General features: G+C 71.8%; 11 protein-coding genes. 4 read left to right on the top strand and 7 right to left on the bottom strand.

Going from position 1 to position 12,666, the window contains the following annotated elements; all coding sequences use genetic code 11:
* Window positions 1–26 precede the first annotated feature (26 nt).
* Window positions 27–419: a hypothetical protein gene (locus ACN269_RS18545; protein ID WP_421473622.1), complete on the bottom strand. Its 393-nt coding sequence runs from the start codon at window positions 417–419 to the stop codon at window positions 27–29.
* Window positions 419–1,033 carry an HNH endonuclease family protein gene (locus tag ACN269_RS18540; protein WP_421476408.1) on the bottom strand — a complete coding sequence of 205 codons (615 nt, stop codon included), beginning with the start codon at window positions 1,031–1,033 and terminating at the stop codon, window positions 419–421. The genes ACN269_RS18545 and ACN269_RS18540 overlap by 1 nt, the downstream gene beginning before the upstream one ends.
* Before the next feature lie 137 nt (window positions 1,034–1,170).
* Here ACN269_RS18540 and ACN269_RS18535 point away from each other — a divergent pair, with 137 nt between their 5' ends.
* Window positions 1,171–2,682, top strand: coding sequence for an MFS transporter (locus ACN269_RS18535; protein WP_421473621.1), 1,512 nt, complete (start codon window positions 1,171–1,173; stop codon window positions 2,680–2,682).
* Between the two features lie 8 nt (window positions 2,683–2,690).
* Here the strand turns inward: ACN269_RS18535 and leuA are convergent, their stop codons facing one another.
* Window positions 2,691–4,442, bottom strand: coding sequence for a 2-isopropylmalate synthase (gene leuA, locus ACN269_RS18530; RefSeq protein WP_421473620.1), 1,752 nt, complete (start codon window positions 4,440–4,442; stop codon window positions 2,691–2,693).
* A 238-nt stretch (window positions 4,443–4,680) separates the two neighbouring features.
* A complete protein-coding gene (locus tag ACN269_RS18525; protein WP_421473619.1) occupies window positions 4,681–5,952 on the bottom strand; it encodes an MFS transporter in 1,272 nt (423 codons plus the stop codon).
* Window positions 5,953–6,060: 108 nt separating this feature from the next.
* Here ACN269_RS18525 and ACN269_RS18520 point away from each other — a divergent pair, with 108 nt between their 5' ends.
* Window positions 6,061–7,017 (top strand): DUF5937 family protein, encoded by a 957-nt coding sequence (locus ACN269_RS18520; protein WP_421473618.1) that lies wholly within the window; start codon window positions 6,061–6,063, stop codon window positions 7,015–7,017.
* A gap of 4 nt (window positions 7,018–7,021) precedes the next feature.
* On the opposite strand, the gene ACN269_RS18515 is transcribed toward ACN269_RS18520, so the two are convergent.
* Together ACN269_RS18515 and ACN269_RS18510 are read right to left on the bottom strand one after the other, a co-directional pair.
* The gene (locus ACN269_RS18515; protein WP_421473617.1) at window positions 7,022–7,552 is read right to left on the bottom strand and encodes a nitroreductase family protein; all 531 of its coding nucleotides are present in this window, start codon (window positions 7,550–7,552) and stop codon (window positions 7,022–7,024) included.
* 84 nt (window positions 7,553–7,636) lie between these two features.
* Window positions 7,637–8,422 carry a hypothetical protein gene (locus ACN269_RS18510; protein ID WP_421473616.1) on the bottom strand — a complete coding sequence of 262 codons (786 nt, stop codon included), beginning with the start codon at window positions 8,420–8,422 and terminating at the stop codon, window positions 7,637–7,639.
* A gap of 268 nt (window positions 8,423–8,690) precedes the next feature.
* On the opposite strand from ACN269_RS18510, the gene ACN269_RS18505 reads away from it, so the two are divergent.
* The gene (locus ACN269_RS18505) at window positions 8,691–9,956 is read left to right on the top strand and encodes an aspartate kinase (protein WP_421473615.1); all 1,266 of its coding nucleotides are present in this window, start codon (window positions 8,691–8,693) and stop codon (window positions 9,954–9,956) included.
* 5 nt (window positions 9,957–9,961) lie between these two features.
* Entirely contained in the window at window positions 9,962–11,023 is a 1,062-nt protein-coding gene (locus ACN269_RS18500) for an aspartate-semialdehyde dehydrogenase (protein WP_421473614.1), read from the top strand.
* Window positions 11,024–11,143: 120 nt separating this feature from the next.
* On the opposite strand, the gene ACN269_RS18495 is transcribed toward ACN269_RS18500, so the two are convergent.
* A complete protein-coding gene (locus ACN269_RS18495; protein WP_421476406.1) occupies window positions 11,144–12,508 on the bottom strand; it encodes a diguanylate cyclase in 1,365 nt (454 codons plus the stop codon).
* Between the last annotated feature and the right edge of the window lie 158 nt (window positions 12,509–12,666).

Below are 12,666 nucleotides of genomic sequence, written 5' to 3'. Positions count from 1 at the left end.
ACGGCCCCCGACCACGTACGGGGTTGTCAGCCCTCCGGGCGGTTCAGCAGTCCGACGGCGACGCTGTGCACCGCGTCCAGCCCCGCCGGATCGGCCAGCGCGGCCGATCCGCCGGTCACCGCGTACCACTCGTCCGCGTCCTTGTACTGCACCCGCAGCGTGACCTTGCCGTCCGCGTACTCGGTGCGCAGGGTCAGGTCACCCGTGACGACGCCGACCTCGTCGGTCATCACCCCACCCGGGCCGGGCACGATGTCGGCGGTACGACTCTGCGGCGCACTCGCGCCGGTCGAGTCCGCGACCATGCCGGCGCCCGGCACGGCGGCCGGTGTGTCGCCGGTGCCGTCGGCGGTCATCCCGGCGGCGGACGGGGCCGTTTCCGCGTCCGCCTTGGCGTCTGTCGCCGGTTCCTCGCTCATCAACAGCCCTCCAGCATGTCGGTCAGCGCGGATTTCTCGGCACTGGTCACCGTCAGCTTCCAGTAGTGCTTCACCGTCACCCAGTCCTTGGCGTACTGGCACCAGTACGACCGGTTCGCCGGCTTCCACTGGGACGGATCCTGGTCACCCTTTGCCCGATTGGAGGACGCGGAAACCGCGATGAGCTGTGGACGTGTCGTGTCGTTGGCGAAGTCACCGCGCTTGGCGTTGTCCCACTCGTCGGCGCCCGAGCGCCACGCGTTGGCCAACGGCACCGTGTGGTCGATGTCCACGTCGGAGGGGTCGGTCGCGCTGCGGCCGTCGTACACGCTCTCCCAGCGACCACCGACCACGTTGCAGCCGGAGAGCTTCACGTCCTTACCGTCGCGTTGCAGGATGGTGTCCCGCACGTCGCAGTTCTTGCCGGTGTCCCGCCAGTGCGGGAAGCGCTCCCGGCTGTAGCCCTTCATCGAGCCAGCGGTGGCGACGGTCAACTGGCCCAACTGCTCGACGGCGTTACCGCCGCCGCCACCCGGCGTCGGCGTGGTCCCCGCCTCCTCGGGCGGAACGCAGCCGGCCATGACGAGCGCCAGCGCCGCGACGAGCGCGGCCATCGACGCACGCGATCCTGATCTGGTACGCACAGACGACACCTCTCCAGCTTGCGGGCTCCCGGCGCTTGCGCACAGTACCCGGGCACGGTTTCGGCGTTTCGTGGCGTCTCCCACAATGTGCAAGCAAGATTGGTGGGATGACCACCTCACCGCCGCCCGCACTGCGGATGGGCACCGCCGCCGGCAGGGGAACCCTGCTCGCCGCGGTGCTCGCCTCGGGCATGGTCTTCCTGGACACCACGGTCGTCAACGTGGCGCTGCCGAAGCTCGGTCAGGACCTCGGGGCCAACGTCGCCGATCTCCAGTGGACCATCAACGGGTACCTGTTGACGCTCGCGGCGTTCGTCCTGCTCGGCGGGTCGCTCGGAGACCGCTTCGGCCGGCGGCGGGTGTTCCTCATCGGGGTGCTCTGGTTCACCGCCGCGTCGGTGCTGTGCGGGCTGGCCCAGGGCACCGGCTCGCTCATCGCGGCCCGTGTCGTGCAGGGCGCGGGCGGAGCGCTCCTCACGCCCGGCTCGCTCTCGGTGCTCCAGGCCAGCTTCCACCCCGACGACCGGGGCCGGGCGATCGGCGCGTGGGCCGGACTGTCCGGAGTGTCCACGGCGTTGGGGCCGTTCATCGGCGGCTGGCTGATCGACGCGCTCTCCTGGCGGTGGATCTTCTTCCTCAACCTGCCGATCGCCGTACTGGTCGTGCTGGCCGCGCTGCGCTGGGTGCCGGAGAGCCGCGACGAGAACGCCTCCCGCACCCACGGGCCGGGCCGTACGCGTCGCCGCTTCGACGTGGCCGGGGCGGTGCTCGGCGCACTGGCGCTCGCCGGTATCACGTACGCCCTGATCGACGCTCCCGCGCGGGGCTTCGCCTCGGCGCCGGTGCTGATCGCCGCGCTGGTCGGTGTGGTGGCGACGGTGGCCTTCGTGCTGCTCGAACGGCGGCGCGGGGACACCGCGATGCTGCCCACCGGGCTGTTCAGCAGCCGGCTCTTCTCCGTCCTGAACATCTTCACCGTGGTGGTCTACGCGGCGCTGGGCGGGTTCACCTTCTTCTTCGCCGTCTACCTGCAGAACGTCGTCGAGTGGTCCGCGTTCCGCACCGGGATCGCGCTGCTGCCGATGACGGTGCTGCTGCTCGTCGGCTCGGCCCGGGCCGGTGCGATGTCGGCGCGGATCGGCCCCCGACTGCCGCTGGCCGTGGGGCCGGTGATCGCCGCCGTCGGCCTGCTGCTGCTGCGCGGCGTCGGCCCCGGCGCGTCCTACTGGACCGACGTGCTGCCCGGAGTGCTGCTCTTCGGCCTCGGACTGACCCTGGTGGTGGCGCCGCTGACCGCGTCGGTGCTCGCGGCCGTGCAGGACCGGTTCTCCGGGGTCGCCAGCGGCTTCAACAACGCCGCGTCCCGGGCCGGCAGCCTGCTCGCGGTGGCCGCGCTGCCGCTGCTGGTGGGGCTGTCCGGCGGCGGCTACGAGCTGAAGACCGAGCTCACCGACGCGTTCCGGGGGGCGCTGGCCTGGTGCGCGGGGCTGCTGCTGGCCGGCGCGGTGCTGGCCCTCGTGCTGGTGCACCGGCCACCCCGCGAGGCACCGCCGTCGCAGCCCTGCCACTCGATGCCCGCCGCCACGCCCCCGAAGGAGAACCGCCCTTCGGGAGCGTGACCCGGGCGTCAGCGACGGGCGCGGTTGACGGCGCTGGTGACCGCCTTGATCGAGGCCGTCACGATGTTGGCGTCGGTGCCGACACCCCAGACCGTCCGACCGTCCACCTCGCACTCCACGTACGCGGCGGCCTGCGCGTCACCGCCGGAGGACAGCGCGTGCTCGTGGTAGTCGAGCACCCGGACGCCCACGCCGACCGCCTGGAGCGCGTTGACGTACGCGTCGATGGGACCGTTGCCGACCGCGGCGAGGGACCGCTGCTCGCCGCCCACGCCCACCTGGGCCTCGATCTCGACCTTGCCGTCGGCGGTGCCGATCGTGTAGCCGGCCAACCGGACCACCGGGTCCGGCTGGTGGTCGAGCAGGTAGTGCGTCGCGAAGATCTCCCACATGGCTGCCGGGTCGACCTCGCCGCCGTCGTGGTCGGTGACCTGCTGTACGACGCCGGAGAACTCGATCTGGAGCCGGCGCGGCAGGTCGAGCTGGTGCTCGCTCTTCATGATGTACGCGACGCCGCCCTTGCCGGACTGCGAGTTGACCCGGATGACCGCCTCGTAGGTGCGGCCCAGGTCCTTCGGGTCAATCGGCAGGTACGGAACGGCCCAGGTGTGCTCGTCGACCGGTACGCCGGCCGCCTTCGCATCGGCGGCCAGGGCGTCGAAGCCCTTCTTGATCGCGTCCTGGTGGGAGCCGGAGAAGGCGGTGTAGACCAGGTCGCCCGCGTACGGGTGGCGCTCGTGCACCGGCAGTTGGTTGCAGTACTCGACGGCCCGGCGGATCTCGTCGATGTTCGAGAAGTCGATCATCGGGTCGATGCCCTGGGAGAAGATGTTGAGCCCCAGCGTCACCAGGTCGACGTTTCCGGTGCGCTCACCGTTGCCGAACAGGCAGCCCTCGATGCGGTCCGCGCCCGCCAGCAGGCCCAGCTCGGCGGCGGCCACGCCGGTGCCCCGGTCGTTGTGCGGGTGCAGGCTCAGCACCACGCTGTCGCGGCGCGGCAGGTGCCGGTGCATCCACTCGATCGAGTCCGCGTACACGTTCGGGGTGGCCATCTCGACGGTGGCCGGCAGGTTGATGATCAGCGGGCGGTCGGGCGTCGGGTCGATCACGTCGATGACCTTGCTGCACACCTCCAGCGCGTACTCCAGCTCGGTGCCCGTGTACGACTCCGGCGAGTACTCGTAGAAGATCTCGGTGTCCGGGGTGTGGATCTCCGCGTACTTCTGGCAGAGCCGCGCGCCCGTGGTGGCGATGTCGGCGATGCCGTCGCGGTCCAGACCGAAGACCACCCGACGCTGGAGCGTCGAGGTCGAGTTGTAGAAGTGCACGATCGCCCGCTTCGCGCCGCGCAGCGACTCGAAGGTCCGGTCGATCAGGTGCTCCCGGCACTGCGTCAGCACCTGGATGGTGACGTCGTCCGGGATCATGTCCTGCTCGATGAGCTGCCGGACGAAGTCGAAGTCGGTCTGGCTGGCCGACGGGAAGCCGACCTCGATCTCCTTGTAGCCCATCTGCACCAGCAGCTGGAACATCCGGCGCTTGCGCTCGGGGGACATCGGGTCGATCAGGGCCTGGTTGCCGTCGCGCAGGTCCACCGCGCACCAGCGCGGCGCGGCCTCGACGGTGCGGGTGGGCCAGGTGCGGTCCGGCAGGTCGACCCGGAACTGCTCCTGGTACGGCTGGTAGCGGTGGTACGGCATCCGGCTCGGGCGTTGCCGGGCGATCGGATCGGATTCGGCGTCGGTGACAGGTTGAGCCATCTCGGAGTGCTCCCTGGGAACATGTGGCGTCAGCAGATCGGAAGGTGTCGGCGGATTGCCGGGCGACGATGCGCGGCGGTGCCGAGAGGAAACTCAGATGTGCTGGACGGCGCGATGCGACTCCGCGACGAGGTGCCGGCCGGTCAGGCCTCGTCGCGGCGGCTAAGGAGAAGAAGCGCCTGCCACATGACCAGGTCACCCTACGTGATGGAACGGTGGGTGCAAAGGCTGGTCCGGACTATGGGATCGATGTCATGGTCGGCTCCGGGGCCTGGGAACCCAGCCTCGGCGTCCGTTCGGTCCAGGCCACGGCGGGCACGATCGCCGCCGCGAGCAGCACGAAGATCGCTGCCGTCGGTAACCAACCCCAGCCGCCGGTGCTCACCCCGAGCGCGGTCAACCCGGCCGGGGCGATCAGGTACTGCACCTGCTCACCGAGCCGTAGCGCCCCGACGTACGCGCCGCGCTGCTCGTCCGGCGGAAGGGTGGCGGTGAACCCCCAGGCGCCCGCCGACTGGATCAGCTCGGCCAGGACCAGCAGCGTCGCGGCGGCCACCAGCACCACGACGGTGAGTGGGCCCCGGGTGAGCCCGGAGATCGGCAGGACCAGACAGGCCAGGGCGATCAGCAGGCCGCCACGCAGGGAGGCCCGCGCCGCGCCCGAGGCGGTGTCCGCGCCTCGGCTGACGCGTACCTGGAGCAGCACGATCAGGACCGTGTTGAGCAGCACCAGGGCGGCGATCACCGTCTTCGGGGCATCGGTGTGGGTGAGGATCCAGAGCGGCAGGACCGTCAGGTAGAGCACCCCGTGCGCGGTGAGCAGCCCGGACAGCAGGGCCACCACCATGAACGGACGGTCCCGCAGCACGGCGAGCCGGCTCATCGGCTCCGCCGCCCTCGTCACCTGCGGCAGCCGGGGCAGTCGCCGCACGAACAGCGCCGTCACCAGGATCACCGCCGCGATGAACCACACCATCGCGCGGTACGCCCCGATCGTGTCCACCGCCAGCACCACTCCGCTGATGACCGCGCCCAGCCCGAAGCCCACGTTCAGTGACGAGCGCTGGTACGCCAGTGCGGTGACCCGTTCGGCCGGGGGTAGCGCGTTGATCGAGTAGACCTGCCGCGCCACACCCGTCGACGCGTCCACCGCCGCCAACGCCACCACCACGGCGAGGAAGCCCGCGAAGCCGCCCACGAACGGGTAAGACGCGAAGAGCGCCCCGTCCAGCACCAGCCCCACCACCCACACCCGCTGTGGCCCGTACCGGTCGGTCAGCCCGCCCAGCGGCACGGTGCCCAGCAGTGATACCCCCGCCGCGATGGACAGGCCCAGCCCGACCTGGGCGGCGCTGAGCCCCAGCGCCCGGGTGAAGAAGACGGCGCTGCCGGCGTGGAACAGGCCGCTGCCGACGGCGTAGACCATGGCCTGCACGGCCAGCGCGCGGGTCAGGCCGGCCGGCGGTACGACGTTCGCGACAGCGGTACGAATGCTCTCTCTGGCCCCCATGGCAGGGGAGTGAACCGTGCCCCCACGAGCGCGGTCGAGCCTTTTAGGCTGGACCGAATCCTGCTTACGGGGGTGCTTGTGTCCGAGTTGCGTTTCAGCCTCGCTGACGTGGCGGGCGTGCGGCTCGCCGTGTCGCCGGCCAACGAGACGGTCATGAGCATGTGGGCGCTGGCGAGCCCGGTCCACCACGCGGTGCACCTGCCCTGGATCGACCGCGCCCGGGTGACGTTGCGTCGTCCCGAGGTTGCCGAGCGGGTCCGACCGCTGGTGGAGCTGACCTGGCGGGGTTGCCCGCTGCCCGACTTCATCACCCCGGCGGCCCGGCCGAACGTGGAGATGGTCGACCAGCTCGACCAGATCGCGGCGACGCCGTCGGCCGTGGTCGTCCAGGATCTGCTGTCGACCACCGCGCGTCGGCCACTGAGCCCGTTCGGGCGCGCGCTGCTCGCCGACCCCCGTGGGCTGTTGCCGCAGCTCGTCGACGCGATGCGGGTCTGGTACGACGAGGCGATCGCCCCGGACTGGCCACGGATGCGGGCGTTGCTCGACGCCGACGTGGCGTACCGCGCCGCCCAGCTCGCCGAGAACGGCGCCGGGCGGTTCTTCGAGCAGCTCCACCCGAGCCTGCGCTGGCTCGGCGACCGGGTGGTCAGCGACGACCCGTTCGAGCGGGACTTCGACCTGCGGGACCGTGGGTTGGCGCTGAACCCGACGGTCTTCAGCCACCGGCGGGTGCTGTGGAACCTGCTGGAGGACTCGCTGCCGGCCGCCGCGTACCCGGTCCGGGCGGTCGGGACGCTCTGGGAGACGGCCGCGCCACCACCCGGCGACCCGTTGGCCCGGGTGGTCGGCTCCGGCCGGGCGGCGCTGCTGTACCTGCTCGACACCGCGACCACCACCACCGATCTGGCCCGACGCACCGGGATGTCGGCCGGGAACGTCTCGGCGCACCTGACCGCGCTGCACGCCGCCGGCCTGGTCGACCGCGCTCGACAGGGTCGGCACGTCCTCTACCGCAACACCGACGCGGCGGCGGTGCTGCTGAGCGCCAGTCGGGGCGGCTGAGTTCTCAGGCGAGCAACAGCTCGGCGACCGGGCGGCGGTGCCGTAGGCCGGTCTCGCTGGCGCGCAGCTCGGCCGGCAGGGCGAACGGGTCGCCGAGTCGCCCGACCGCGGCGACCACCAGCGGTCGGATGCCGCCGGGCAGGTCGAGTTCGGTGGCCAGGCCGGCCCGGTCGAACCGGGTGAGCTGGCGCACGTGCAGGCCGAGTGCGGTGGCCTGGAGGGTCAGATGGGCGATCGCCTGACCGAGGTCGTACGCGGCCCGCTCGGCGTCGCCGCCGGTGTGCGCGCCGACGACAAGCGTCGCGGCGTGCCGGGCCCAGCACTGGTCGCCGTCCGGGAGGTTGATCAGGATGCGCTTGAAGTTCTCGTCGTCCCGGTGCCCGAGGGCGAACCGCCAGGGCTGCCCGTTGTCCGTCGACGGCGCCCACCGCGCGGCCTCCAGCAGCGACGCCGCCTCCGGCGGCGACAGGGTGGCGCTCGGGTCGAAGGCCCTGGGGCTCCAGCGGAAGGCGAGCAGCGGAGTCAGGTCAGCCATGGCGGTAATCGTCCCGTATGGGCGATTAGTGATTGAAAGTGGGCGGCGGAGATGTGGGCAAGAGCACCCGTAACGGTACGAAGATCAGGACGTTCCCGCGCTCGGGCTGAGTGCCGGGTCCGGAGTCGGCGGAGCCGCCGTGTCCAGCGGTTCCGCATCCACCACCGGCCCGGCCAACTGCACGGCGGCGGGCGCCGCGCCCGGCGGTGCCGCCAGCCGCAGCGTTCCGGAGTCGGTCCGGACACCGGTCGGCGTGCCGTCCGGGTCGTAGCAGTAGATGCCGACGTCCAACGGCGCGTTGAGCGAGGCGGAGGTGGACTCCACCGAGTAGCAGGTGCCGGCGAGGCCCTTCGGCGTGGCGGCCTCGGCCACCGCGAGCGGCGCGCGCCGGTCCGTCAGCACGTCCAACCAGTCGGTGAGCGGATGCTGGATCCGCGGGTCCAGCCGGCGCGGGATGGCGTCGTCGCGGTCGCCGAGGCGTACGCAGCGCGCCGGCTCCGGGTGGCCCGTCGAGGGCAGGGCGCACTGGAACAGCCCGTCGGAGGTGGCGGCCAGCGAGACGTCGGCCGTGCCGCCGAGCGCCCCACCCGGCACGTCGACCCGCCAACTGCCGTCGTTCGCGCTGGTGAACACGATGGTTCGGTCGGGCTGACCACTGCGGCTGAACACGTACTGCGCCACCAGGTGGCGATCCTGCGCGGCGGCGGCCAGGGCGGCCAACTCGTCACGGGTGCCGTCCACCTGAACCGGCCCGGGATCGGCCGGCGGCGGGGGCGGGGGCTGGGCGCTGTCGCAGGCGACCAGGGCTACCGGCAGGGCGAGCACGAGCGGTCCGAGCACGCGGCCGGCCGGGCGGGAGAGGACGGGCACCGGCCCATTCTGGTGGGTGCGGGGCACCTGCGGGCAACGGCGCACAGCGGCCGCCTCCCGGCGTGTCGGGGGAGTTTGTCCGCGTACCCCTGGCCCCTCGCGGACCTGGCCAAGCGCGTCGGCCGGACGGCCGCGCGGGCCGGATGGTGGGATCACCCGACCCGTCGCCGTGACCCGCCGGATACCCTCAAGGGGTTTGACACGCGCCGCCGGCCCCGGTTCCGGCGGCGTCGGCACGCTCAGGGTCGCTGGGAGGGAGTGCACCGTCGTGGCACTCGTGGTGCAGAAGTACGGCGGGTCCTCCGTCGCCAACGCCGAGCGGATCAAGCGGGTGGCGGAGCGCATCGTCGCCGCCCGCAAGGCCGGCGACGACGTGGTGGTGGTGGTCTCCGCGATGGGTGACACCACCGACGAGCTGCTCGACCTGGCCAACCAGGTCAGCCCGCTGCCGCCGGGCCGCGAGCTGGACATGCTGCTCACCGCCGGGGAGCGGATCTCCATGGCCCTGCTGGCCATGGCCATCCACAACCTGGGGTACGAGGCCCGCTCGTTCACCGGCTCGCAGGCCGGCGTCATCACCACCTCGGTGCACGGCCGTGCCCGGATCATCGACGTCACCCCGGGGCGGCTCAAGGGCGCGCTCGACGAGGGCTCGGTGGTCATCGTGGCCGGCTTCCAGGGCGTCTCGCAGGACACCAAGGACGTCACCACGCTGGGCCGGGGCGGTTCGGACACCACCGCCGTGGCGCTCGCCGCCGCCCTGCACGCCGACGTCTGCGAGATCTACACCGACGTGGACGGCATCTTCACCGCCGACCCGCGGATCGTGCCCAACGCCCGGCACATAAGGGACATCACCTACGAGGAGATGTTGGAGCTGGCCGCGTGCGGCGCGAAGGTGCTGCACCTGCGTAGCGTGGAATACGCCCGCCGGGCGGGGTTGCCGATCCACGTCCGTTCGTCATACTCGACCAACACCGGCACGATGGTCACCGGATCGATGGAGGACCTTTCCATGGAGCAGGCACTGATCACCGGGGTCGCGCACGACCGCAGCGAGGCCAAGATCACGATCGTCGGCGTACCCGACGAGCCGGGTGCCGCCGCGCGGATCTTCGACACCGTCGCCGGCGCCGAGATCAACATCGACATGATCGTGCAGAACGTCTCCACCGAGGGCACCGGCCGCACGGACATCTCGTTCACCCTGCCCAAGGCCGACGGCCCGACCGCGATGGCCGCGCTCAGCAAGATCCAGGAGCCGGTCAAGTTCAAGGGCCTGCTCTACGACGACCACGTCGGCAAGGTCTCGCTGATCGGCGCCGGCATGCGCTCGCACCCCGGCGTGGCCGCCGGTTTCTTCGCCGCGCTCGGTGCCGCCGGGGTCAACATCGAGATGATCTCCACCTCCGAGATCCGGGTCTCCGTGGTCTGCCGGGACACCGACCTCGACGCCGCCGTCCGCGCCATCCACGACCAGTTCGAGCTGGGTGGCGACACCGAAGCCGTGGTCTACGCCGGGACGGGTAGGTAGCGCCGATGACGGCGCTGCCCACCCTCGCCGTGGTCGGAGCGACAGGTGCCGTCGGCACCGTGATGTGCGAGCTGCTCACCGGGCGTCGCAACGTCTGGGGCGAGATCCGGCTCATCGCCTCCGAGCGGTCGGTCGGCAAACGGGTGCGCTGCCGGGGCGAGGAGATCGTCGTCCAGGCGCTGACCCCGGAGGCGTTCGCCGGGGTCGACGTGGCCATGTTCGACGTGCCGGACGAGGTCTCCGCCGAGTGGGCGCCGATCGCCGTCGCGCGGGGCGCGATCGCCGTCGACAACTCCGGCGCCTTCCGGATGGACCGGGACGTCCCGCTGGTCGTTCCGGAGATCAACCCCGAACAGGTCCGCAACCGACCCCGGGGCATCATCGCCAACGCCAACTGCACCACCCTCGCGATGATCATCGCGGTCGCGCCGCTGCACCGCGAGTACGGCCTGCGGGAGCTGGTGCTCGCCTCCTACCAGGCGGTCTCCGGGGCCGGCCAGGCCGGCGTGGACATCCTGCACGACCAGCTCGCCAAGGTCGCCGGCGATCGGGCGCTCGGCTCGCGCACCGGCGACGTCCGCCAGGCGGTCGGCGACGACCTCGGCCCGTTCCCGGCGCCGCTGGCGCTCAACGTGGTGCCGTGGGCGGGCTCGTCGGCCGACGTCGGCTGGTCGTCGGAGGAAATGAAGATCCGCAACGAGTCGCGGAAGATCCTCGGCCTGCCCGACCTCAAGGTCAGCGCCACCTGCGTCCGGGTGCCGGTGGTCACCGCCCACTCGGTGGCCGTACACGCCGTCTTCGCCACCGAGGTCGACGCCGAGGGCGCCCGCGAGGCACTGCGTAACGCGCCGGGCGTGATCGTGGTCGACGACCCCGCAGCAGGCGAGTTCCCGATGCCGATCGACGCGGTCGGCACCGACCCGTCCTGGGTCGGCCGGATCCGCCGCGCCCTGGACGACCCCCGCGCCCTCGACTTCTTCGTCACCGGCGACAACCTCCGCAAGGGCGCAGCCCTCAACACCGCCCAGATCGCCGAACTCCTGGCAAAGGAACTCCGCACCCCCTAACCCCGCCGCCTCCTCGCCGCGTCGATCTTGCACTTTCTGTCGCCACATAAGGTGTGAAGGCGACAAAACGACGTCCGAAAGTGCAAGATCGACGCGGTCCAAGGGCGCGGGTGGGGCGGGTTAGGCGGCGGAGAGGTGGACTCCGTCTCGGCCTTGGCGTTTGACCGCGTAGAGGGCCTGGTCGGCTCGCTTGAGGGTGCGGTCGGGGGTTTCGCCCGGCCGCGGTAGCGCGACGCCCACGCTGATCGTGCGGCCGGTACGGCGGGCCGCCTCGGCCAGCCGTTCGGCGATCCGGACCGCCTCCTCCGGGCGACTCACCTCGATCACCGCGACGAACTCGTCACCGCCGATCCGGTACAGCTCGTCGCCGTGCCGCAGCGCGCCCTCCAGCGCCCGCGCCAACCCGACCAGCACCTGGTCGCCGGCCTGGTGCCCGTACGTGTCGTTGACCGTCTTGAAGCCGTCCACGTCGATCGCCAGCAGGGCCGTACGCCCCGGGGTGGCCGCCGCGATCCGCTGCCCGAACGGGCCGGTGTGCCGCAGCCCGGTGAGCGGGTCCGAGCTGGCCTGCTCCCGCAGTCGGGCGAGCGTACGCAGCCGGTCCAGGCTGGTCCACGCCTGCCCGGCCAGCAGCTCCATGAGGCTGACCGTGGTGGGGTCCGGGTGCAGGGCGCGGCCGTCGGCGACCAGCAGCACGCCGTCGGCGTCCGTCGGCCCGAACGGCACGGCGACGAGCGTGCGTACCCCCGCCCGGGTCAGCGGTCGATAGTCCTCGGTCGGGGGATGTCCGGACTCGCCCAGCGTGTATCCGGCGCCGTACCGGTGTGCCCGGTCGATCATCCTCGCCAGGGCGGCGGGGCCCGCGCCGGCCAGCTCGGCACGGATCAGGGTCTCCAGGTCACCCGGCGTCGCCGGGGACGGGCCGAGCTGACCGCCGATCACCAACACCGCGGTGGAGAGGGTGGACACCTCCCGAGCGGCCTCGGTCGCCGCGCTGATCACCGCCGCCTCGGTGGGGGCGGCGGACAGTGCCGCGGCGTGCCGGAGCAGCTTCTCGCTGCGGCTCTCGGACGGCGGGCCGCCCAGCGCGGAGATCCGCGCGCCGAGCCGGGCCGCCAGCCGCTGCGCGGTCTCCCGCCAGGGCCGCAGGTCGACCGGGTCACTCCATTGCAGGTCGAGTACGCCGATCACCCGGCCGCCCGGATCGCGTACCGGAACGCACAGCTCGGTCGTGACGTCGGCGCGTACCGGTAGGTAGTCCGGGTCGACGGTGACGTCCGGGACCACGGCGGCGGTGCCGGTGGCGTACACCCGGCCGACGATCCCGGTGCGCGCCGGTACGGTCGCGAAGACCTGCCACGCGCCGGTCGCCGCCACACAGCGCAGCCGGTCGTGGGCCTCGAGCAACACCGAGATGGTGGCCGGAGTGTGCTGGGACAGTGCGCTGACCGTCCACCGACAGGCTTCCGGCACGCTGGACGCCATCGACAGGCGGACGGTGACGTCACGGATGACTCGCTGATGATCCACTCGCACGTCGTTCCAGGTAGGGGAGGGGCTGGAGCAAGCGTACTCACGTTCCGCAGACGGTCTTCCATCTTCGTACACATGTGCTATCCACAGGCTGTGGACGGGCCTGTGGG

The organism is Micromonospora sp. WMMD736 (assembly GCF_049179015.1).
GTDB lineage: Bacteria > Actinomycetota > Actinomycetes > Mycobacteriales > Micromonosporaceae > Micromonospora.
The sequence above is the reverse complement of the archived record's forward strand: the minus strand, read 5'-3'. Positions and strand labels throughout refer to the sequence as shown.